The sequence below is a fragment of the Stutzerimonas stutzeri genome, from assembly GCF_002890915.1.
In the GTDB taxonomy this organism is placed as follows: Bacteria; Pseudomonadota; Gammaproteobacteria; order Pseudomonadales; family Pseudomonadaceae; genus Stutzerimonas; species Stutzerimonas stutzeri_AF.
Genome location: NZ_POUT01000008.1, coordinates 123,199 through 144,627, shown reverse-complemented (window position 1 = coordinate 144,627; position 21,429 = coordinate 123,199). Strand labels below are relative to the sequence as shown.

25 protein-coding genes and 2 tRNA genes are annotated in these 21,429 nt (G+C 62.2%); 8 read left to right on the top strand and 19 right to left on the bottom strand.

The window, feature by feature from the left end:
* Window positions 1–118: 118 nt before the first annotated feature.
* Together CXK94_RS22670 and CXK94_RS15060 are read left to right on the top strand one after the other, a co-directional pair.
* Window positions 119–427: a nitroreductase family protein gene (locus tag CXK94_RS22670; RefSeq protein ID WP_256046042.1), complete on the top strand. Its 309-nt coding sequence runs from the start codon at window positions 119–121 to the stop codon at window positions 425–427.
* Between the two features lie 187 nt (window positions 428–614).
* Window positions 615–1,160 carry a carboxymuconolactone decarboxylase family protein gene (locus tag CXK94_RS15060; protein WP_102894962.1) on the top strand — a complete coding sequence of 182 codons (546 nt, stop codon included), beginning with the start codon at window positions 615–617 and terminating at the stop codon, window positions 1,158–1,160.
* A 175-nt stretch (window positions 1,161–1,335) separates the two neighbouring features.
* On the opposite strand, the gene CXK94_RS15055 is transcribed toward CXK94_RS15060, so the two are convergent.
* Together CXK94_RS15055 and CXK94_RS22665 are read right to left on the bottom strand one after the other, a co-directional pair.
* Complete coding sequence (locus CXK94_RS15055) at window positions 1,336–2,037, bottom strand: LysR substrate-binding domain-containing protein (protein ID WP_256046044.1); 702 nt, start codon at window positions 2,035–2,037, stop codon at window positions 1,336–1,338.
* Entirely contained in the window at window positions 2,030–2,254 is a 225-nt protein-coding gene (locus tag CXK94_RS22665; protein WP_256046045.1) for a LysR family transcriptional regulator, read from the bottom strand. Before CXK94_RS22665 ends, CXK94_RS15055 begins: the two co-directional genes overlap by 8 nt.
* 239 nt (window positions 2,255–2,493) lie before the next feature.
* Between CXK94_RS22665 and CXK94_RS22660 the strand changes: the two genes are divergently transcribed.
* Both CXK94_RS22660 and CXK94_RS15045 read left to right on the top strand, forming a co-directional pair.
* On the top strand, window positions 2,494–2,775 hold the full coding sequence (locus tag CXK94_RS22660; RefSeq protein ID WP_336436166.1) for a cupin domain-containing protein: 282 nt from the start codon (window positions 2,494–2,496) through the stop codon (window positions 2,773–2,775).
* Window positions 2,776–2,802: 27 nt separating this feature from the next.
* Window positions 2,803–3,255, top strand: a complete 453-nt coding sequence (locus tag CXK94_RS15045) for a carboxymuconolactone decarboxylase family protein (protein WP_037038321.1) — start codon at window positions 2,803–2,805, stop codon at window positions 3,253–3,255.
* 138 nt (window positions 3,256–3,393) lie between these two features.
* Here CXK94_RS15045 and CXK94_RS15040 read toward each other — a convergent pair whose 3' ends face one another.
* Window positions 3,394–4,380 carry a GlxA family transcriptional regulator gene (locus CXK94_RS15040; protein WP_102894961.1) on the bottom strand — a complete coding sequence of 329 codons (987 nt, stop codon included), beginning with the start codon at window positions 4,378–4,380 and terminating at the stop codon, window positions 3,394–3,396.
* A gap of 113 nt (window positions 4,381–4,493) precedes the next feature.
* Between CXK94_RS15040 and CXK94_RS15035 the strand changes: the two genes are divergently transcribed.
* Window positions 4,494–5,135 carry an HD domain-containing protein gene (locus CXK94_RS15035; RefSeq protein ID WP_102894960.1) on the top strand — a complete coding sequence of 214 codons (642 nt, stop codon included), beginning with the start codon at window positions 4,494–4,496 and terminating at the stop codon, window positions 5,133–5,135.
* A gap of 147 nt (window positions 5,136–5,282) precedes the next feature.
* Here CXK94_RS15035 and CXK94_RS15030 read toward each other — a convergent pair.
* The 4 genes from CXK94_RS15030 to dapA form a co-directional block, all read right to left on the bottom strand.
* Window positions 5,283–5,372 (bottom strand) — tRNA-Ser (locus CXK94_RS15030).
* 92 nt (window positions 5,373–5,464) lie between these two features.
* Window positions 5,465–6,334, bottom strand: coding sequence for a phosphoribosylaminoimidazolesuccinocarboxamide synthase (locus CXK94_RS15025; protein WP_102894959.1), 870 nt, complete (start codon window positions 6,332–6,334; stop codon window positions 5,465–5,467).
* Window positions 6,335–6,426: 92 nt separating this feature from the next.
* Entirely contained in the window at window positions 6,427–7,527 is a 1,101-nt protein-coding gene (gene bamC / locus CXK94_RS15020) for an outer membrane protein assembly factor BamC (RefSeq protein WP_102894958.1), read from the bottom strand.
* A gap of 16 nt (window positions 7,528–7,543) precedes the next feature.
* Window positions 7,544–8,422 carry a 4-hydroxy-tetrahydrodipicolinate synthase gene (gene dapA, locus CXK94_RS15015; RefSeq protein ID WP_037038316.1) on the bottom strand — a complete coding sequence of 293 codons (879 nt, stop codon included), beginning with the start codon at window positions 8,420–8,422 and terminating at the stop codon, window positions 7,544–7,546.
* Between the two features lie 230 nt (window positions 8,423–8,652).
* Between dapA and CXK94_RS15010 the strand changes: the two genes are divergently transcribed.
* A complete protein-coding gene (locus tag CXK94_RS15010; protein WP_037038315.1) occupies window positions 8,653–9,213 on the top strand; it encodes a glycine cleavage system protein R in 561 nt (186 codons plus the stop codon).
* Between the two features lie 18 nt (window positions 9,214–9,231).
* Complete coding sequence (locus tag CXK94_RS15005; protein WP_102894957.1) at window positions 9,232–9,705, top strand: peroxiredoxin; 474 nt, start codon at window positions 9,232–9,234, stop codon at window positions 9,703–9,705.
* Window positions 9,706–9,748: 43 nt separating this feature from the next.
* Here the strand turns inward: CXK94_RS15005 and CXK94_RS15000 are convergent, their stop codons facing one another.
* Together CXK94_RS15000 and CXK94_RS14995 are read right to left on the bottom strand one after the other, a co-directional pair.
* On the bottom strand, window positions 9,749–10,816 hold the full coding sequence (locus CXK94_RS15000) for an AI-2E family transporter (RefSeq protein ID WP_102894956.1): 1,068 nt from the start codon (window positions 10,814–10,816) through the stop codon (window positions 9,749–9,751).
* An 18-nt stretch (window positions 10,817–10,834) separates the two neighbouring features.
* Window positions 10,835–11,086: a sulfurtransferase TusA family protein gene (locus CXK94_RS14995; protein ID WP_102894955.1), complete on the bottom strand. Its 252-nt coding sequence runs from the start codon at window positions 11,084–11,086 to the stop codon at window positions 10,835–10,837.
* Window positions 11,087–11,194: 108 nt separating this feature from the next.
* On the opposite strand from CXK94_RS14995, the gene CXK94_RS14990 reads away from it, so the two are divergent.
* Window positions 11,195–12,625 (top strand): M48 family metalloprotease, encoded by a 1,431-nt coding sequence (locus CXK94_RS14990; RefSeq protein WP_102894954.1) that lies wholly within the window; start codon window positions 11,195–11,197, stop codon window positions 12,623–12,625.
* Between the two features lie 76 nt (window positions 12,626–12,701).
* Here CXK94_RS14990 and nadA read toward each other — a convergent pair whose 3' ends face one another.
* The 10 genes from nadA to tolR form a co-directional block, all read right to left on the bottom strand.
* On the bottom strand, window positions 12,702–13,760 hold the full coding sequence (gene nadA / locus CXK94_RS14985) for a quinolinate synthase NadA (RefSeq protein ID WP_102894953.1): 1,059 nt from the start codon (window positions 13,758–13,760) through the stop codon (window positions 12,702–12,704).
* A 242-nt stretch (window positions 13,761–14,002) separates the two neighbouring features.
* Window positions 14,003–15,502: an acetyl-CoA hydrolase/transferase family protein gene (locus tag CXK94_RS14980; protein WP_037038311.1), complete on the bottom strand. Its 1,500-nt coding sequence runs from the start codon at window positions 15,500–15,502 to the stop codon at window positions 14,003–14,005.
* Between the two features lie 200 nt (window positions 15,503–15,702).
* Window positions 15,703–15,778, bottom strand: a tRNA-Lys gene (locus CXK94_RS14975).
* 70 nt (window positions 15,779–15,848) lie between these two features.
* The gene (gene queC, locus CXK94_RS14970; RefSeq protein WP_037038310.1) at window positions 15,849–16,523 is read right to left on the bottom strand and encodes a 7-cyano-7-deazaguanine synthase QueC; all 675 of its coding nucleotides are present in this window, start codon (window positions 16,521–16,523) and stop codon (window positions 15,849–15,851) included.
* A gap of 57 nt (window positions 16,524–16,580) precedes the next feature.
* On the bottom strand, window positions 16,581–17,228 hold the full coding sequence (gene queE / locus CXK94_RS14965) for a 7-carboxy-7-deazaguanine synthase QueE (RefSeq protein ID WP_037038309.1): 648 nt from the start codon (window positions 17,226–17,228) through the stop codon (window positions 16,581–16,583).
* Window positions 17,229–17,347: 119 nt separating this feature from the next.
* Window positions 17,348–18,154: a tol-pal system protein YbgF gene (gene ybgF, locus CXK94_RS14960; RefSeq protein WP_037038308.1), complete on the bottom strand. Its 807-nt coding sequence runs from the start codon at window positions 18,152–18,154 to the stop codon at window positions 17,348–17,350.
* A gap of 6 nt (window positions 18,155–18,160) precedes the next feature.
* Entirely contained in the window at window positions 18,161–18,664 is a 504-nt protein-coding gene (gene pal, locus CXK94_RS14955; protein ID WP_011913905.1) for a peptidoglycan-associated lipoprotein Pal, read from the bottom strand.
* A 48-nt stretch (window positions 18,665–18,712) separates the two neighbouring features.
* Window positions 18,713–20,014, bottom strand: coding sequence for a Tol-Pal system beta propeller repeat protein TolB (gene tolB, locus CXK94_RS14950; RefSeq protein WP_102894952.1), 1,302 nt, complete (start codon window positions 20,012–20,014; stop codon window positions 18,713–18,715).
* Window positions 20,011–20,985, bottom strand: a complete 975-nt coding sequence (tolA, locus tag CXK94_RS14945) for a cell envelope integrity protein TolA (RefSeq protein WP_037038307.1) — start codon at window positions 20,983–20,985, stop codon at window positions 20,011–20,013. The genes tolB and tolA overlap by 4 nt, the downstream gene beginning before the upstream one ends.
* The gene (gene tolR, locus CXK94_RS14940; RefSeq protein ID WP_037038306.1) at window positions 20,985–21,425 is read right to left on the bottom strand and encodes a protein TolR; all 441 of its coding nucleotides are present in this window, start codon (window positions 21,423–21,425) and stop codon (window positions 20,985–20,987) included. The genes tolA and tolR overlap by 1 nt, the downstream gene beginning before the upstream one ends.
* Window positions 21,426–21,429: the final 4 nt, after the last annotated feature.

Genomic DNA, 21,429 nt, shown 5'->3' with positions numbered 1-21,429 from the left:
GCTCGGCTGAGCCCGATCGCTTGGAACCAGCCGCCGATTTACCTTCATCGTTTGCGGCCAGCTGGCCGATTCCAGCGTAATACCGGAACGTCTTGCTCCATTGGTCGAAGCAGGCGTCATGCCAGCAGCGATGGTGCCGGAATGGGAAATCCCCGCGAGACAGCTGTACATGGAATACCCGCAGCGTCAGCGCGACGAGGCAGTACGCACCGGCACCTTCGGCGCGGCAGCGATGATCTATGCGGCCCGCTCGCTGGGCCTGGGCTCGACACCGATGATCGGGTTCGATGCCGAAGCAGTGCACCGCGAGTTCGGCCTGGCCGAGAACGAGGTGCCGGTCATGCTGCTGTCCGTAGGAGCGGAGCGTCCGGGGAACTGGCTGCAGAAGCCGCGCCGCCCGGTGGCCGAGGTGTTGGACTTGATCTAGGCGGTGTCACCGCAGCAATGATCGCGGCGAACGAGCAGACGGCAGCCAAGGGGAAGACAACCACCAGATATTTCCCGCTTGACGGCCTGATCAGCCTCGCCCCACGACCTGGATGCGAGATAAGCCGAGGAACGCTCCCGACGTGGACTTCCCCTACTTAGAAAACCCGTAACTTACGGAGACTACGATGCCAAGAGCTGCAGCGCTGAAACCGGAACAGATTCCGGCTGATTCGAAACCGACCCTCGATATGTTCACCAAGAACATCGGGTTCACCCCAAATATGATGGCGACCTTCGCGGCGAGCCCGATTGCGTTCAACGCATGGACCACCCTGCTCGGCTCACTGAGCAAGGCGCTCGACGTGAAGACGCGTGACAGTATCGGCCTCGCCGTGTCCGAAGTGAATGGCTGCAACTACTGCCTGATGGTTCACAGCTTTACTGCCGAGCATATGGCCAAGCTGCCGGCCGATGAAATCATTCTCGCCCGGACGGGCCATGCCAGCGACCCGAAGCGGGACGCCGCCGTCCAGTTCGCGCGCACAATCATCGAGACCCGCGGCCAGATCGGTGATGCCGATCTGAAAGCCGTCCGCGATGCCGGCTACACGGATGCGAACGTCATGGAGATCGTCGCGCTGGTGGCCATGTACTCCCTGACGAACTTTTTCAATAACGTGTTTGATCCCGAGAAGGACTTTCCTGCCGTTGCGCCAGCGGGTTCGGTCTGAACCCTACACCGTCGCATCGACCATCTCCGAATGGTCCTGGCACATATCATCCGATGCGAACGCAATACCGTAGCCCGGGCCTGAACACGCCTGGGCTTTTTTCGTAATGCGCCTATCAGGAAAACATGGCCGGTTCGACTACCGCTTGAATCCTGCCCTCAAATGCCTAGCTGTCTTATCCGTCCAAACGCCACAACGGATCGGACTCCATCAATAGCGCGATCCAATCGGCGAATGCGCGGACTTTGGCCGATATATGCCTGGTCGACGGATAAACGATCGAAATAGGCATGCTTGCCATATGCCAGTCGCCAAAAATCTCGACAAGATCACCAGCCTGGAGTTGATGCTCGATTTCGGCCCTGGGCAAGTATGCAATGCCAAGACCTGCCACGGCAGCGGCGGTAACTGCGCTGCCATTGTTGAAATACATATAGGGAGTCTGGTCGAGTGTGAAGCTTTCATTCCCACGCGTTAAGGTTGGAATGAAGCGCCTACCCGTTCCGGGGAACTTGAATCCCAGATGCCGATGCTGCGTCAGGTCGCCAGGATGATTGAGCAGAGGTGCCGTTGCCAGGTATGAGGGAGATGCGCAGAAGCAAAATCGCATCTGCCCAATAGCTCTGGATACCAGATCAAGATCGACCAACGTCCCGCCCCTGATCGCACAGTCGATGCCTTCTTCCGCTAATCCGACGACGCGTTCACTGCAACCGATATCAAGCCGGATTTCCGGAAACTTCGCCGCGAAATCGGGCAACGCGGGAATAACCAGAAAGATGCCGACCGGCGAAGGCATTTCGACCGCAACCCGCCCCCTGACAAGGTTATGGCTTTGCGAGACCGACGCCTCCAGCTCGTCTACCTCGTCAATCACATTCCGCGCGCGCATAGTACGCAGCGCCTTCGGTCGTAGGCGAAACCTTGCGGGTACTGCGGTGCAGCAGTTTGATCCCCAAAAGCTTCTCCAACGACTGGACCTGGCCTGAAACCGTCGTGGTGGCCAAGCCCAGCGATTCCGCAGCCTTGTTGAAGCTGCCTACCTCGACGATGCGACAAAAAGCGCGCATAGCCTCCAAGCGATCGAGCGCCATGATTATCCGAAAACTCGTAAAGAAAAAACTATTCCAAATACTTTATCCGGAAAATATGCCCTATTAAAGTCGCCCTGCCCCCTCCCAGAGGACAATGTCCATGACCAAACGAGCCAATGGCTTCACTGCAGCACTATGTGCTATCGCGGCATTCGCCTGCGCCACCCCTCATTGGCGGATCAATCTCTAGATGAGGTCATCCCCAACTTCGAGGAGACCATCCCTAATCTCCCCGGAAAATCCCTGATAGCAGTAGAGGTCGTATACCCCCCAGGCAGTGCCTCGTTTCGCACGTTCACGCCAAGTCGGCCTATATCTATGCCTATGTGGTGGCCGGCTCTATCGAATCGAAGGTCAACGACGGCAAGCCACGCATTTACAACACGGGGCAGAGTTGGTCGGAGCCGCCGGGTGCGAGCCATTCCATCAGCCGCAATGCGAGCAAAACAGAACCGGCAAAGTTATTGGCCGTGTTCGTCGTCGACACCGAAGACAAAGAACTGACCACGCCGACGAAGTGACTCACAGGATCGAACAAGGAACCGAAAATGACACAACGAATCGACTACAACCAAGTTGCACCGGGCGGTGCGAAGGCCCTCGCCGGGGTATATGGCTACGTTCTCCAAAGCGGTTTGCCGGGCGAGTTGGTGGAACTGATGTACCTGCGCATATCGCAAATCAATAACTGCGCCTATTGCCTCGACATGCACACACGAGATTTGCTGAACAAGGGCGTGAAAGTCGAGAAGATCGCGCTGGTCCAGGCCTGGAGCGAAGCCGGAGAGCTGTTCACTACGCAGGAACGCGCAGCGCTCGCCTGGGCGGAGACGGTGACACGCGTTTCTGCCACGGGCGTTCCCGACGCGGACTACCAGGCAGCGAGGGCAGCGTTCAGCGAGAAAGAATTGGTGGACCTGACGATCGCGGTTAGCTTGATGAATGCCTATAACCGCATGGCGATCAGTTTCCGCAACACGCCGGCGGCTGCCATTGCCTGAACCGGGAGATCACGACCGCTTGGCCAATAGCAGCTTCTGGGCGGATAGCGACGGTTCGGCCGCAACCGTCGCGGCCATCATACCGCACGCCCCGAATTCCACTGGGTCGGGCAGTTCAGTGCCGAGCAGTGGCATCCCTCACTCCAGCGCCGAGGCATATTGCTTGCGATACTCCGCCGGCGTTACTCCCACGACGCGCATGAATGCCCGTCGCAAGGTATCGACGCTGGAAAAGCCGCACGCCCCTGCCACCTGCTTGGGTGCGAGGTTTCCCTCTTCGAGCAAGAGCCTCGCCGCCGAGACTCGCGCCGCTTCTACCCAGCTTGCAGGCGTTACGCCCACCTCGTCGCGAAAGAGTCGCGACAGGTGACGCGGGCTGACACCGATCCGCGCCGCCAGGCTCTGTACATCGTGCGATTGCGCTGGATGCGCCGCGACCCAGCGCTGCAGTTCCTGCAATGCTGAGCGATTCGCTGCCGCGGGGGCTTCACGTCGGCTGAACTGCGCCTGGCCGCCGGGGCGCTTGAAGTACATCACCAGTTGGCTGGCGACCTTGAGAGCGATGTCACGGCCAAGATCTTCCTCGACGAGCGCCAGCGCCAGGTCCATCCCCGCGGTGACACCCGCCGCCGTGTGCAGCTTGCCGTCGCGTACATGGATTGCATCGGCGTCCACCTTCACCTCGGGATAGCGTGCCGCCAGTGCGTCGGCCACAGCCCAGTGGGTCGTGATGCGATGGCCATCGAGCAAGCCGGCCTCCGCTAGAAGGAATGCGCCGCTGCAGACCGAGCCGAAGCGCCGAGCCAAAGGGGCCGTTCGCCGGATCCAATCGAGCACCAGCGGTTCGGCTGTAGCGTCGCCCACATGCGGCGCACCGGCAACCAGTAACGTGTGGAACCTGGGCAAGCGCGCTGCTTTCGGATCGTCCTCGATCACGATGTCCGGCAACAGTCTCGCGCCTGATGACGCCCGCACTGGACCACGTCGCAGCGCTACCACATGCAGGTGATAGATCTCGGCGCCGGCTTGCACGTTGGCTTCGGCGAAGACGTCGAGCGGGCCCGATATGTCCAGCAACTGGACCCCTTCGATACCCAGGAGACCGATATTTCGTGATGCAGGCATGGCGGACGTCCGGAATGTTCGCAAATGGCTCATTTCGTCGCTTAACGATGATTGAGGACATTCTGCTGCCTCCATAAACTCGAGACAACCCCTCCACCGAACAGGAGTCGACCATGCACTTCACTCTTGGCGACATCACCATTCCCGATAGCAAGCTGGCCCATGAAATCACCGAGCTGGTACGCGATACCGAATCACCGTTGCTGTTCCATCACTCCAGTCGCGTCTATTACTGGGCCTCGCTGGCGGGTCGGCAACGCGGGTTGCGCTACGACCCGGAGCTGCTCTATGCCGGCGCCATGTTCCACGACATGGGGTTGACCCATGCGCACAGCAGCCATGACAAGCGTTTCGAAGTCGATGGTGCCAATGCGGCTGCCGATTTCCTGCGCAGCCGCGGCATAGGCGAGCGCGAGGTCGAGAAGGTCTGGACCGCCATCGCCCTGCATACGACCCCTGGCATCCCCGAGTTCATGGCATCTGAGATCGCCTTGCTGACGGCAGGGGTGGAAATGGACGTGCTCGGCATTCGTTACGACAGCTTCGTCGATATCGACCGTGAAGCCGTGGTGCGCGTACATCCACGTACCAAGCATTTCAAGGAGGACATTATCCAGGCCTTCTACGACGGCATCAGGCACAAGCCCGAAACCACATTCGGTAACGTGAAGGCCGATGTGATTCACGACAAGGAACCGCATTTCCACCGAGGCAACTTCTGCAGCGTGATCCGCGCGTCGGCCTGGAAGGGCTGAAAAGGCGACACAGGCTTGGGTATCGATATCTGGCGTTGACCGATCTCAGCCGTCACCTCGGAATAGGCGGAGAGGGTTAGTGCCCACCCAGAAACGACGAAGCCCCTGATCTCTGCTTTGAAATCAGGGGCTTCGTGTTTCATGTAATGGCGGAGAGATAGGGATTTGAACCCTAGGTACCCGCGAGGGTACAACGGATTTCGAATCCGTCCCGTTCGGCCACTCCGGCATCTCTCCAGCGGCGCGCATGATAGCAGTTCAGCGGGCTTTGTCGAACCCCAACCGCATACATTTTTTCAGCTTTTCAGCATGTTGCAGCCACCGGTCATTCAGGTGGTCAGGCGGCTCAGCGCCTCGCGGTATTTGTCGGCGGTCTTCTGCGCGACGTCAGCGGGCACCGCGGGCGCGGGTGGCTGCTTGTTCCAGCCGGTGGACTCCAGCCAGTCGCGGACGAACTGCTTGTCGAAGCTCGGCGGGTTCTTGCCCTCTTCGTAGCTGTCGGCCGGCCAGAAGCGGCTCGAATCGGGCGTCAGCACCTCGTCCATCAAGGTCAGGGTGCCGTCTTCGTCGAGGCCGAACTCGAACTTGGTGTCGGCGATGATGATGCCGCGGGTGGCGGCGTATTCGACCGCCGCGCTGTACAGCGCGATGGAGACGTCGCGCACCTTGGCCGCCAGTTCCTTGCCGACGATGGCTTCGCACTGCTCGAAGGAGATGTTCTCGTCGTGATCGCCGACGGCCGCCTTGGTCGACGGGGTGAAGATCGGTTGCGGCAGCTTGGCCGCCTCCTTCAACCCGGCCGGCAACTGGATGCCGCAAACGGTGCCGCTCTTCTGGTATTCCTTCCAGCCCGAACCGGCGATGTAACCGCGCACGATGGCCTCCACCGCGACCGGCTTGAGGCGCTTGGCCACCACCGCTCGTCCTTCGACCAGCGGCAGTTCGGCAGCCGGCACCACGTCCTCGACCCTGTCACCGGTGAAATGGTTGGGCACCAGGTCCTTGAGCTTGTCGAACCAGAAGTTGGAGATGGCGGTGAGGATCTTGCCCTTCTCCGGAATCGGCTCGGCGAGGATCACGTCGAACGCCGAAAGGCGATCGGTGGCGACCATGAGCATGCGTTTTTCGTCGATCTCGTAGAGGTCGCGAACCTTGCCCGAGTAGATTTTCTTCAGGCTGAGGGCGGTGGGAGTGGTCATGGGGCAATTTCCGCAGTTAGCAGGTCATCAGAAACGAAACAGGCGAAACCCGGGGTTTCGCCTATTGGATCGGAGCATGGGCTGCGGTTCACTCAGCCCAGATTGTCCTTGATCAGGTTGAGCACGCGGCGGGCGACATCGGCCGGCGCGACGCTATCGATGCTCTTGTCCAGCGTCACCTGGATGCTGTCGGCGGCGCGTGTCAGGCGAAGCTGATAGCGCTCGGCGCGCGCCTCGATCTCGTCCTTGTCCGGCGCACCGCCGAACAGCCGGGCGAAGAAGCCAGGCTTGTCGTCCGCATTCACGGCGCCCTCGGCCAGGTTGACGTAATACACGCCCAGGCTGCGATCCAGGTCGTCGACCCGTACATCGCTGGCCTGCAGGGCACGGCCGATGCTGGACCAGGCACGATCGAAATCGCTATCGAGCTGCAACACCGGGTTGCCGTTGCCGTCTTCGATCAGGCTGACCCGGCTCGGCGCGTCGAAATCACGCTCGGCCAGCAGCGATACGGAACCGCCTGCCTGGGCACTGCGGTTCAGGCTGGCCTGCAGCTCGTCGAGCAGCACGCGATCGAGTTCCTTGTTGCTGGAGGTTTCCGGCCAGGCCACGTCGGTGGTGCTGCCGGCAGGACGCTTGACGCTGACCAGGAAGATCTCGCTGGTGTTGCGCTGCACGCCCGGCTCGACGCGTACGCGCACGCGGGTTTCACTGTCCTGGATGCCCAGGTTGCGCACCAGGGCCTGGTCGAGCTGCTCGCTGCGCTGCCAGGCGGTGCTGAATTCGCCTGTCTGCGGACGCTCTTCGGCAAGGCTGAAACCATTGTCGGTGAAGAATTGCCGTGCCGCATTCCATACTTGCGAAGGCGTATGCTGCGCGACCAGCCAGCGAGAATCGCCAGAGGTCTGGATGCTGAAATCGCTGATATCGGCCGCGACCTGCAAACGCTGGGGGCGCGGCACTTCATACTCGCCGCTGACGGTGCTGTCGGCGACCTGCTGCGGAATCGGTAGCAGCGGGTCGAGCGGACGGATCTCGCCCTCGACCGCCACCTGCATCGGCGCGACCTGGCGCGCCGAGAGATAGTCGCTTCCGCGATCGCGGAAGTATCCGTCTTCGCCCCATAGCCAGCCGCAACCGCTGGTGGCAGAGATGATCAGAGCAAGGGTCGAGAGTCCGGCCAGTCGCTTCATGCGTATTCCTTTGTTATTAAGCCAGCACACCGGTTTGGCGCATTGCCTGGCGTAGCGGTTCCTGGAAGCTCTGGCTCAACCAGGTCAGCGGCAAGCGGATGCCGTTGCCCATCAGGCCCATCTCGTGCAGCGCCCACTTGACCGGAATCGGGTTGGCTTCGAGGAACAGGGCGCGGTGCAGTGGCATCAGACGCTCGTTGATGGCGCGCGCCGTCTCGGCGTCACCGGCCATCGCGGCCTTGCAGAGGTCGCTCATCGCGCGCGGCGCGACGTTGGCGGTCACCGAGATATTGCCCTTGCCGCCCATCAGCATCAGTTCGACGGCAGTCGGATCGTCACCGGAATAGACGAGGAAATCCTTGCTGACGCGATCCAGCACTTCCTGGCCGCGCTTGAGGTCGCCGGTGGCTTCCTTGATGCCGATGATGTTCGGCACCTTCGACAGCCGCTCGACCGTATCCGGCAGCATGTCGCATACGGTACGCCCAGGCACGTTGTAGAGGATCTGCGGGATCGCCACGGCTTCGGCGATGTGCTTGAAGTGCAGGTACAGGCCTTCCTGGGTCGGTTTGTTGTAGTACGGTGTCACCAGCAGGCAGGCATCGGCGCCGGCGGACTTGGCGTTCTCGGTCAGCTCGACGGCCTCGCTGGTGGAGTTGGCGCCGGTACCGGCGATCACCGGGATGCGACCGTTGACCTGGTCGACGACCCGCCGGATCACCTCGATGTGTTCGGCGACACTCAGCGTGGCCGATTCACCCGTGGTCCCGACAGCAACGATTGCATGGGTGCCTTCCTGCAAATGGAAATCCACCAGCTTGCTCAGGCTGTCCCAGTCCAGGCCGCCCTGCGCATCCATGGGCGTGACCAGCGCCACTATACTGCCCGCAATCATGCAAACCACTCCTGCCGGAATAATTAAAAGAGCCGTAATGGTACAAGGCTCCCAGGCGCTTTGCGAGTGGCCTGCAAACACGGCGCGCAACGCCGGCCGCCATGCCCGGGCACGCAACGGAGCGGTGCCGCTCATTTGCCGATACACATTCCCTCGTGGCGCGCTTTTCGCTACCCTTAGCCGTTTTCGGCTTGGCTGGCCGACCGATTCACCACCGCCAGGAATGCTGCATGTCCACCCCGCCCGTACCCCGCGAACAATTTCTCGTCATCAGCGCCCTCGGCGCCAACCCCATGGAGCTGACCAACGTGCTCTGCCGGGCCGCCAACGAGAACCGCTGCGCCGTAGTCAGCACCCGGCTGACGCGCCATGGCGAGTGCAGTGCGCTGGTCCTGGAAGTCGCCGGCAGCTGGGATGCGCTGGCCCGCATGGAGACCGCGCTGCCCGGGCTGGCCAAGAAGCACGCCTTCACCGCCAACGTGGTGCGCAGCGAGGCGCTGGAAAGCCGCCCGCAGGCGCTGCCCTATGTAGCCTACGTCAGCGCGGCGTACCGCCCGGACATCCTCAACGAACTGTGCCAGTTCTTCATCGACCACCGTGTCGAGCTGGAAAGCCTGACCTGCGACACTTACCAGGCGCCCCAGACCGGCGGCACCATGCTCAATGCCACCCTGACGGTCACCCTCCCCGCCGGCACCCAGATCAGCTGGCTGCGCGACCAGTTCCTCGATTTCGCCGACGCGCTGAACCTCGACGCATTGATCGAACCCTGGCGTCCGCAGAATCCGTAAGACCTACAAGGAGTCCATATGGCCGTCGAACTCGACCAGCCCGTCCCGCCCTTCCAGGCCCAGGCCACCAGCGGCCAGCAGGTCAGCCTCGAGTCGCTCGTCGGCAAGCAGGTGGTGCTGTACTTCTACCCGAAGGACAACACCCCGGGCTGCACCACCGAGGGCCAGGGTTTTCGCGACCAGCACCAGGCCTTTCTCGCGGCCAACACCCTGGTCTTCGGCGTGTCGCGCGACAGCCTCAAGACCCACGAGAATTTCCGCGCCAAACAAGGCTTCCCGTTCGAGCTGATCAGCGACAAGGACGAGCAGCTCTGCCAGCTGTTCGACGTGATCAAGCTGAAGAAGCTCTACGGCAAGGAATACCTGGGGGTCGACCGCAGCACCTTCCTCATCGACCGCAACGGCGTGCTGCGCCAGCAGTGGCGCGGCGTCAAGGTGCCCGGCCATGTCGAAGCGGTGCTACAGGCCGCGCAGGCATTGAACCAGGGTTGAACGACAAGGGCCGGCATCAGCCGGCCCCTTTCTTTCTACAGACTCACTCCGGCAGCGCCGGCGGCGCATTGCGCGGCCAGGCATAAAGCACGGCCTTGAACAGGGTTGCCAGCGGGATCGCGAAGAACACGCCCCAGAAGCCCCAGAGCCCGCCGAACAGCAGCACCGCGCAGATGATCGCCACCGGATGCAGGTTCACCGCCTCGGAGAACAGCAGCGGCACCAGCACGTTGCCATCGAGCGCCTGGATGATCGTGTAGGCGACCATCAGGTAGATGAACTGGTCGCCCACACCCCACTGGAACAAGGCGATCAGCGCGATGGGAATGGTCACCACGGTGGCGCCGATGTAGGGCACCACCACCGATACGCCGACCAGCATGGCCATCAGCGCGGCGTAATTCAGCCCCAGCGCCGCGAACACCACGTAGGACACCACGGCGCAGATCAGTATCTCGATGGCCTTGCCGCGAATGTAGTTGGCAATCTGCAGGTTCATTTCCTGGGAGACCTGGGTGATCAGGCCGCGCTCGCGGGGCAGGTAGCCCTTGATCCAGTCACTGATCTGCTGGCGATCCTTGAGGAAGAAGAACACCAGGATCGGCACCAGCACCAGGTAGATCATCAACCCGATCAACAGCGGCAGGCTAGACAGCGACGACGTCAGCATGACCTGGCCATAGCGGCCGATCTCCCCGCGCATGAAGTCGATCCCGCGCAGCACCTGGTCCTCGTTGACCAGCTGCGGATAGCGCTCCGGCAACAGCAGCAACAGGGACTGCCATTCCACCAGCATGCGCGGCAGCTCGTTGAACAGCGTCAGCACCTGCTGCCAGAGCAGCGGCACGATGAACAGGATGCACACCACCAGCACCCCGATGAACATCAGGAAAACCAGCCAGACCGCCAGCAGATGCGGCACCCGCAGACGCTCGAGCAACCCCACCAGCCCCTGCATGAGAAACGCCAGCACCAGACCGGCCAGCACCGGCGCCAGCATGTTGCCGAGCGTCAGGACCGCGGCGAATGCCAGGAACAACAGGACCGCGAGCACGACCGCCTCTTCATCGGAGAAGTAGCGATGCACCCAACCGCGCAGGACCTTGAGCATGAAACCCCTCGAAACGAATCAGGCTTTGCGTAGCCAGTAACGATAAATGCCGTCCTCGACCTCTTCATGCAGCAACGCATGACCGGCCAGCTTGGCGAAGCTGCGAAAATCGCGTTGCGAGCCCGGATCACTGGCCATGACCTTGAGTACCGCACCGCTGGCCAGGCGATTGAGCTCCAACTTGGCCTTGAGCAGGGGCATCGGGCAATCGAGCCCGACAGCATCCAGCTCGGCATCGCACTCGATATTGCCGGGGGGCACGTCAGTCATGGTCGTCTCCGCAGAAAAGTCACGCAGGATACCTAGCACAGAGGGCCTCTGGCCAGCCGGTCAAGGTCAAGGCTACAGTAGCGTCCTCACGTTCATGAGCTTGTCTGGATGAAATTCCTGCGCCCTACCCTGCTGACGCTCGCCTGCCTGATCGCCCAACCTGCACTGCCCGACGACCTGCCGTCGCTGGGCGATTCGAGCTCCGGCATCGTCTCACCGGAACAGGAGCACCAGCTCGGGCGGGCCTGGCTGAGCCTGTTGCGCGGACAGGTGCAACAGCTTTCCGATCCGCTGCTCAAGGACTATGTCGAGAGCAGCGTGTATCGTCTCGCCGAGACCAGCCAGCTGCAGGACCGCCGCCTCGAGTTCGTGCTGCTCGATAGCCCGCAACTCAATGCCTTCGCCGCGCCAGGCGGGATCATCGGGGTCAACGGAGGCCTGTTCATCCACGCCCAGACCGAAGCCGAATACGCCTCGGTACTGGCCCACGAACTGGCGCACCTCTCGCAGCGCCATTTCGCCCGCGGGCTCGAAGCCCAGCAGCGCATGCAGATCCCGATGATGGCGGCCATGCTCGCCGGTGTCGTCGCAGCGGCAGCCGGAGCCGGCGATGCCGGCATCGCCGCGATCGTCTCCAGCCAGGCCGCCGCCATCCAGGCTCAGCGGCGTTTTTCGCGGCAGAACGAACAGGAAGCCGATCGCATCGGCATCGTCAACCTGGAAAAAGCCGGCTACGACCCGCGCGCGATGCCCTCCATGTTCGGGCGTCTGTTGCGCCAGTACCGCTACGACCAGAAGCCGCCGGAATTCCTCCTCACCCACCCGGTAAGCGAGTCGCGCATCGCCGACACCACCAACCGCGCCGAACAGTACCCCGCGGGCGGCGCCCAGGACAGCCTGCGCTACCAGCTGATACGGGCGCGCACGCAGTTGAAATTCGAAAGCACGCCCGGCGTCGGCGCCAAGCGCTTCCGCGCCATGCTCAACGAGAACCCCGGGCTCGATGCCGCCCGCTACGGCCTGGCGCTGGCCCAGATCAAGGGCGGCCAGCTCGAGGAGGCGCGTAGCAGCCTGGAGCCGCTGCTCGCCAAGGAGCCGGACGACCTGATCTACAACCTGGCGCAGATCGAACTGGACATAACCTCCAATCGCCTGCAGCAGGCGGATGCCCGCCTGCAGCGAATGCTGCAACTCTATCCGGGCAACTATCCGGTGCGGCAGATGCAGATCGACCTGTCGATGAAACAGGGCCAGACACAGCAGGCCGAACGCGAACTCGACCGCCTGGTCGAACAGCGGAGCAAGGACCCGGACATCTGGTATCAGGTGGCCGAGGTACGCGGACTCAGCGGCAACATCGTCGGCCTGCACCAGGCGCGCGCGGAGTATTTCGCATTGGTGGGCGATTACGACCAGGCAATCGAACAGCTTGGCCTCGCCAAGCGTCGTGCCAGTAATTTCCAGCTCGCATCCCGCATCGATGCTCGTCAGAAACAGCTGACCGACGAAAAACGCATGGTCGATGAAATGCTGCGCTGAGGTCGAAATCGCTCATACGCTTGCAGCGAAACGAAAAAGGGCGGGATAGACCCGCCCCGCTTTTCTAGCGCCCCGATCAGGCGTTGCCGGCCTGCTTGAGCCGCGCCGCATGGGTAAAGTCGAGCATGCGCTTGAGCGGCTTGACCGCACGCGGTACGAGCGCCGGATCGACGAAGATCTCGTTGCTGCCGGTGCGCAGGCATTCCAGGGTACGCTCCAGCGTATTCATCGCCATCCACGGGCAATGCGCGCAGCTACGACAGGTCGCCCCCTGGCCGGCGGTCGGCGCTTCGACGAAGGTCTTCTCCGGGCAGAGCTGCTGCATCTTGTAGAAGATGCCACGATCGGTCGCGACGATGAACGTCTGGTGCGGCAGCGTTTGCGCGGCCTTGATCAACTGACTGGTGGAACCCACCGCATCGGCCAGTTCGATGACCGCCTCGGGGGATTCCGGGTGCACCAGGATCGCCGCGTCCGGATACAGGGCCTTCATGTCGGCCAGTTGCTTGGCCTTGAATTCCTCATGGACGATGCAGGCGCCATCCCAGAGCAGCATGTCGGCCCCGGTCTCGCGCTGCACATAGGTGCCCAGATGCTTGTCCGGCGCCCAGATGATCTTCTCGCCGTTATCCATCAGGCTTTCCACGATCTCCAGCGCACAACTGGAGGTCACCACCCAGTCCGCGCGCGCCTTGACCGCCGCCGAGGTATTGGCATAGACCACCACGGTACGCTCCGGGTACTGGTCGCAGAAGGCGGAGAACTCCTCCACCGGGCAGCCCAGGTCGAGCGAGCAGGTCGCCTCGAGCGTCGGCATCAGGATGCGCTTTTCCGGATTGAGGATCTTCGCCGTCTCGCCCATGAATTTGACACCGGCGACCACTACGGTCTGCGCCGCATGCTCGTTGCCGAAACGCGCCATCTCGAGCGAGTCCGAGACACAACCGCCGGTTTCCTCGGCCAGCGCCTGGATCACCGGATCGGTGTAGTAATGCGCCACCAGCACAGCATTCTGCCGCTTCAGTTCGGCGGCGATGTCGTGGCGCAATTGCGCTTCCTGCTCGGGCGTCAACGGCTTGGGTTGCTTGGCCGCCAGGTGAGCCTGCACAAGAATGCGTTCGGGTATCTGCGTCATGGTCGCGGGTCCTGCCAGCACGTGTTTGCATGATGCGCCGAGTATAACCCGGTCAATCGGGTCGCTCGGACGAGGCGAGGAACAGGGAGATGCGGGGATGCAGGCTCGCTGCCCGGCCGTTACAAGGGGGCACGAATACTAGCCGAAGCGTCTGCAAAAGGGAAAGCGGGTATAGAAAGAGCGAGGCAGCGTTTTTTGGCCTCAAAAAAAAACCGCCGGCATCAGCCGGCGGTTCGTTTGGGTCAGTCGCCCTTGAGCATGTGACCACGTTCTTCCAGATTGATGTGCCACTCCATCGCTTCGCGCAGCAGGTGCGGAGTCTGACCGCCCTTCTCGCAGGCGGCGTCGAAATAGCGGTTCAGCGCGTCGCGGTAGGACGGGTGCACGCAGTTGTCGATGATGACGCGTGCGCGCTCACGCGGAGCCAGGCCACGCAGGTCGGCCAGGCCCTGCTCGGTAACCAGGATCTCCACGTCATGCTCGGTATGGTCGACATGGGCGACCATCGGCACGACGCTGGAAATGTTGCCGCCCTTGGCGATCGACTTGGTCACGAAGATGGCCAGGTGCGCGTTGCGTGCGAAATCGCCCGAACCACCAATGCCATTCATCATCTTGGTGCCGCCCACGTGGGTGGAGTTGACGTTGCCGTAGATGTCGAACTCCAGCGCGGTGTTGATGCCGATGATGCCGAGACGGCGCACCAGTTCCGGATGGTTGGAGATCTCCTGCGGACGCAGCACCAGCTTGTCCTTGTACTTCTCCAGGTTGCCGAACACGCGATCGTTGCAACGCTCGGACAGGGTGATGGAGCAACCGGAGGCAAACTTCATCTTGCCGGCGTCGATCAGTTCGAAGGTGCAGTCCTGCAGCACTTCGGAGTACATCACCAGATCTTCGAACGGCGAATCGATCAGGCCGCACATCACGGCGTTGGCGATATTGCCGATACCGACCTGCATCGGGCCGAGGTTCTTGGCCATGCGACCGGCCGCCACTTCGTTCTTGAAGAACTCGACCAGGTGATTGGCGATGGCCTGGGTCTCTTCATCCGGCGGGGTGACGGTGGAATAGGAATCCGGCTGCTCGGTGATGACGATCGCGGCGATCTTGGCCGGATCGACCGGAATGGCCGCGGTGCCGATGCGGTCGTCGACCTTGGTCAGCGGGATCGGACCACGGTTCGGACGCTCGCCCGGGAAGTAGATGTCGTGCAGACCCTCCAGGTTCAGGTGGTGCGCCATGTTCAGCTCGATGATCACCTGATCGGCAAACATGGCCAGGTTCGCCGAGTTGCCCACCGACGTGGTGGGGACGATGTGCCCCTGCTCGGTGATGCACAGGGCTTCGATGATGGTGACGTCCGGACGCTTGATCTGGTGGTTGCGCATCTGCTCGACGGTGTGCGACAGGTGCTGGTCGATGAACATGACCTCGCCTTGGTTGATGGCCTTGCGCAGAACCGGATCGGCCTGGAACGGCATGCGGCGGGCCAGCAGGCCGGCAGAGGCCATTTTCCCGTCCAGGTCGTTACCCAGGCTGGCGCCGGTGACCAGGCTGATCTGCAGCTTCTCGTCCTTTGCACGGTCGATCAGCGCGAGGGGCACTGCCTTGGCTTCGCCTGCACGGGTGAAGCCGCTCATGCCGACGGTCATGCCGTCGCGAATAAAGGTAGCGGCCTCGTGGGCGCTCATGACCTTGCTCTGCAGAGAGGACAAGCGGATGCGATCAGAATAAGACATTTGAGCCTCGAACCAACGGAGTATCGGAAGGCCGCAGTCTATTACGTTTAAAAAGGCTTGGCCCATCTACTAAGGTCGTAGTGAAATATGCCGCTTATAACCGACCAAGGTAGTCAGACTATCCAATTCAAGACTGCGGATATGAAAAAAGCCGGATACCCTGCTGGATATCCGGCTTTTCGTTTCTCACGAAGAGAATATGGTGGGTCGTGTAGGATTCGAACCTACGACCAATTGGTTAAAAGCCAACTGCTCTACCAACTGAGCTAACGACCCGATGCGGGGCGCATGATACTGATTTGATTGATGAAATCAAAGTTTTTTTTAAAAAAGATTTAGCCCGCCTTCAGCGATAACGGGTCGGGTCGGCCACCCCGGCCTCGGCGAAACCCGCCGCACGCAGGCGGCAGCTGTCGCACTTGCCGCAGGCCCGTCCATCCTCGTCCGCCTGGTAGCAGGACACCGTGATTGCGTAATCAACCCCCAAGCGCACCCCAGCCTGGACGATCTGTGCCTTGCTCAGGCTCTGCAACGGCGCCTGGATATGGAAGCCCCGCCCCTCGACCCCGGCCTTGGTCGCCAGATTGGCCATGCGCTCGAACGCCTCGACGAACTCGGGACGGCAATCCGGATAGCCCGAATAGTCGACCGCGTTGACACCGATGAAGATGTCCCGCGCGCCGAGCACCTCGGCCCAACCCAGCGCCAGCGAGAGGAACACGGTGTTGCGCGCCGGCACGTAGGTCACCGGAATCCCTTCGCTGGGTGCTTCCGGCACGTCGATGCTGTCGTCGGTCAGCGCCGATCCGCCGATGCCGTTCAGGTTGAGCCCTATGACCTTGTGCTCGACCACGCCCAGCTGCCGGGCAACCCGCTCGGCGGCCTGCAACTCGGCCCGATGCCGCTGCCCGTAGTCGAAGCTCATGCTGTAGCAGCGATACCCCTGGTCCCGCGCAATGGCCACGACCGTGGCCGAATCGAGCCCACCGGACAACAGGATGACGGCTTTCTTCTCATTCATTTGGCGATCCTCACAACGAATGCTGCGCCCGGATGAAACCGGCCGGAGCTGAACGACTCAATGTCCCGGCGCATCGTTCCAGATGATCTTGTGCAACTGCAGCTGCAGGCGCACCGGCAGGTTGTCCGCGACGATCCAGTCCGCCAGCGCCCGCACGTCCACCTGGCCATGGCTGGGCGAGAACAGCACCTCACCGGCCCGCCGGTCCAGGCGATACTCGATCAGCTTGGAGACGGCCCAGTCGTAATCCTCGCGGGAGCAGATGACGAACTTCACTTGGTCGTTGGACGTCAGGGAAGCGATGTTCTCGTAGCGATTGCGCTGCACCTCGGCCGAGCCCGGCGTCTTCAGGTCCAGCACCCGGCTGACCCGCTCGTCCACGGCGGAAATGTCGAGCGCCCCGCTGGTCTCCAGCGACACCTCGTATCCGGCATCGCACAGCCGCCGCAGCAACGGCAGGCAGTTCGGCTGGGCCAGCGGCTCGCCGCCGGTGACGCAGACATAGCGGGGATTGCAGGCGGCGACGCGCTCGATGATCGCGTCGAGCGACATCAACTCTCCGCCACTGAAGGCGTAGGCGGTATCGCAATATTGACAGCGCAGGGGGCAGCCGGTCAGGCGTACGAACACGGTGGGCAGGCCACTGGTACGTGTTTCCCCCTGCAGCGAGTAGAAAATCTCGGTAATTCGCAGGGTCTGGTGCATATCAGCCACGGGCGTGACGGCTAAACAGGCCATCCGCCTCCGTTGCGGGAAAAAGGGTGGCGATTCTAAACGAAAAAACCCGCTCGATGGGCGGGTTTCATCCGTATACGCCGTTGTCGTCAGCGATTGAGTTGACGCTGTGCCAGTTGTGCGGCCGAAGTATTCGGGTATTGCGCAATGACCTGGCGCAAAATCCCCTGGGCCTTGTCACGATTGCCAAGCCGCAGCTCGACATCGGCCAGCTTGTAGAGCGAATCCGGCACCTTGCTGTGCTGCGGATAGGCCTGGCTGACCCTGGCGAATGCCTGCCCGGCACCTTGCAGGTCGCCCTTGGCCAGATTCACCTCACCCAGCCAGTACTGGGCGTTGCCGGCATACTGGCTATTGGGATACTTGCGCAGGAAAGCCGCGAATGCCTGGCTCGCCTTGTCGAAATCCTTCGCCTTGATCAGATCGAAGGCGGCATCGTAGTACAGTTTCTCCTGCTCAGGATCACCCGCCTGGCTCCCGGCCTGGGCCTGACTGGCCGCCGGAGCCCCGGCACCAGCCGTGCTGGGCGTGGGTGCAGGCGCCGCCTGGTTCACACCGGCCGCTCCGCTCGACAGACGTCGATCGATATCCTGATAGCGTTCCAGCCCCTCCTGTTGCAGGCGCTGGATCTGATTCTGCTGTTCCTCGAGCATGCCGCGCAGCTGCGCGATCTCTTCCTGCATCTGCTGCAGCTGCAGGAAGAGCATGCCCTGCGCCGAAGACGGAGCAGCAGCTCCACCTCCGGCATAGGCACCGTCACCACTCGGCGCGGCCGTGGAATAACCGGAGCCGCCACTGGCGGCACCCTGTTCGTAATCCACAACCGGCACTTGAGCCACCGCGGCGAGCGGCAGACCGAGTACTGTGAAAGTCAGAGCGTGACGGTACTTGCGCATGACGAATTACTTACGCAGTTCGACGCGACGGTTCTGGGCCCAGGACTGCTCGTCGTTGCCCATGGCGACCGGACGCTCTTCGCCGTAGGAAACCAGTTCCAGCTGAGCCGGGGAAACGCCCTGCAGGACCAGGTAGCGCTGAACGGCCTTGGAACGACGCTCGCCCAGAGCCATGTTGTATTCGCGGGTACCACGCTCGTCGGTGTGGCCTTCCAGCACGACGCGAGCGCCGTTGCCTTTCAGGTCCTTGGCGTGGACGTCCAGAGCGCGCATGGCTTCCGGCTTCAGGTCGGAGCTGTCGTACTCGAAGTAGAAGGTGGTGATGGCGCGCAGAGCGGCTTCTTCGCTCATGCTGCCGTCGATGGCGCCCGAATCGGCACCGTAACCGGCATTCGGATCGATCGCGCCCGAACCTTCGCCCGAATCGTCGCCGCCCTTGGAGGAACAACCGACAGCAACAGCCATGGCCAGAGCCAGAGCGGTGAACTTACCGAATTTCAGCATTTCCATCTGTAACAACCCCAGGTGTGTTTTGGTTAAAAAAGCGTTGATACCGCATCAGTTCAGGTAAGGGGACCAGGACGGCTCTCGGACTTCGCCTTGAGCTGTAGGAAGCGGGAGCCTAACGCGTCCGTTGATGGACACGAGCATCAAGACTCCCCGGCCCTGCTGGCGGGTGGCGTAGATTAGCATGGTGCCATTAGGCGCGACAGTGGGCGACTCATCCAGACTGGTATCCGAAAGTATCCGCAGGTTGCCGCGCTGCAGGTCCTGCGCGGCAACCTTGAAATTGGTGTAGCCATCCTGGCGATGGATCATCACCAGCGTCTTTTCATCGGCCGACAGCTTCGGGTTGGCATTGTAGTTGCCGACGAAGGTCACACGCTCCGCCGCATTGCTGCCCAGCCGCTGCTTGTAGACCTGCGGCTTGCCGGCCCGGTCGGAAGTGTAATAGATGGTCTGACCGTCGGCGCCCCAGAAGGGTTCGGTGTCGATGGCGTAGTGATTGGTCAGGCGCTGCATCTGCCGCGAGCCGAGATCCATCACGTAGACCTCCGGGTTGCCGTCCTTGGACAGCACGAAGGCTAGGCGATTGCCGTCCGGCGAGAATGCCGGCGCACCGTTCAGCCCCTCGAAATTGGTGATCTGCTCACGCCGGCCGGTGTCGATGTGCTGGATGAAGATACGTGGGCGCTTCTGCTCGAACGAGACATAGGCGATGCGACGGCCATCCGGCGAATAGCGCGGCGAGAGAATCGGCTCGCGCGACTGCAACAGGGTCACCGCGCGGGCACCGTCGTAATCGGAACGCTGCAGGGTATAGCGGGTATTCGTGCCGCCCAGACGTTCGGCGGTGACGTACAGCAGGCGAGTGGAAAACGCCCCCTTGATGCCGGTGAGCTTCTCGAACGACTGGTCCGCCGCGTAGTGCGCCATGTCGCGCAGCTGGTCCTGGCTGCCGCCGACGGTGCCGCTCATGACCTGCTGCTCGGTGGCGACGTTGAACACCTCGTAGCGCACCTGCAGGCGGCCACCGGCCGGCTCGATGTTGCCCACCATCACGTACTGGGCGCCCAGCGCCTTCCAGTCGCGGTAGATGATCTCGCTGCCGCGGGTCGGCATGCTGATCATGTTCTGCCGCGGTATCGGCTGGAAGATGCCGGAGTTGCGCAGGTCATTGCCGACGATCTCGGCCATGTCCTCGGGCAGCACGGTGCCGCCCTGCCAGCCGAAGGGCACCACGGCGATGGGGATGGCCCGGTCGGCGCCGCTGGTGACGACGATGTTTTTCTCCTGTGCCACAGCCGTTCCCAGCAGGCAGCAGAGCAGGACAAGTAAACCTCGAAGGGAGTTGATCACAACGCTAGGTCCTCAGGCGTAAATGTCATTTTGAATGACCGATAGGGCTGGAATTCCTGGGGACTGAGCCCCTGCATTTCCGTCAGCCGTCCGATGTTCTTCACTGCGGCTACCGCAGAGTTGTCGAATGGCACGTCACCGCTCGATCTCGAGACGCTGACGTTGGTGATGGTGCCATCCGGAAGCATGTTGACCTGGAGCTGAACCGTCATGTTGTTGCGCGCCGATGGCGGCCGGGTCCAGCCCTCTGCCGCACGCAGGCGGATCAGGTCGTCGAAGTTGCCGGCCACCTGGTCGCCCTGGGTGTCGGCCATCGCTTGCTGGCGCTCGGTGGTGTCGGACAGCAGTTCGGCGAGCGCCTGGGCCTTCTTGTCTTCCGCCGCCTTGCGCGCCGCTTCGGCAGCGGCCTTCTTCTTCGCCTCTTCGGCCGCCTTTTTCTTCGCAGCCTCCGCCGCCGCTTTCTTCTTGGCTTCCTCCGCCGCTTTGCGCTTGGCCTCTTCGGCCGCCTTCTTCTTGGCCGCCTCTTCTGCAGCTTTCTTCTTGGCGATTTCGGCCTGCTTCTGCTGTTCGACCTTCTTGGCCTCTTCAGCCTTCTTCGCCGCAGCCGCCTTTTCGGCCGCCGCTTTCGCCGCTTCGGCCTTTCGAGCCTCCTCGGCTTTCTTTTGTTCCGCAGCCCTGGCCGCCGCCTGCTTCTCCTGCTCCTGCTTGCGCTGCTCCATCTGTTCGGTTTCGAACTGCTTGGCGGCGGTCTTCTTGGCCTCGCCGGCGATCTTCTGGTTGGTCTGCGTGGTCGCCTGGCTCTGCGACTTCAACTGATACAGCGTAGCCTGCACGATCGGCTTGGACGGCGGCAGCTCGGGCGTCATGGCGAAGCTGACGAAGAGCATGCCGAAGATGATGACGTGCAGGCCGACCGCCAGCACGGTCGGCCAGAAGTAGCTCTGCGAAGGCGACGACTCACGCTGCTGCATCAAGGGGCCTCGGTGATCAGGCCGACGTTGCCCACGCCGGCACTCTGCAGGCCGCCCATGGCCGCCATGACCGAGCCATAGTCCACGGCCTTGTCGCCGCGGATGAACACCTGGGTATCCGGCCGCTGGCGCATGATCGCCACCACCGCCCGGGTCATGTCTTCCAGCGCGACGGCTTCGTTACCCTTGCTCTCGGTATCCACTTCGCTGCCGACGTTCCAGTAGTAGGTCTTGTCGGCCTTGATGGAGATGGTCAGCACCTGCTTGTCGTTGTCCTGCGGCAGGACCTCGCTGCTGACCTTGGGCAGGTCGACCTTGACGCCCTGGTTGAGCATCGGCGCCGTCACCATGAAGATCACCAGCAGCACCAGCATCACGTCGATGTAGGGCACCACGTTCATCTCGGCGACGGGCTTGCGTCTGTTGCGGATTCTGGCCATGGCC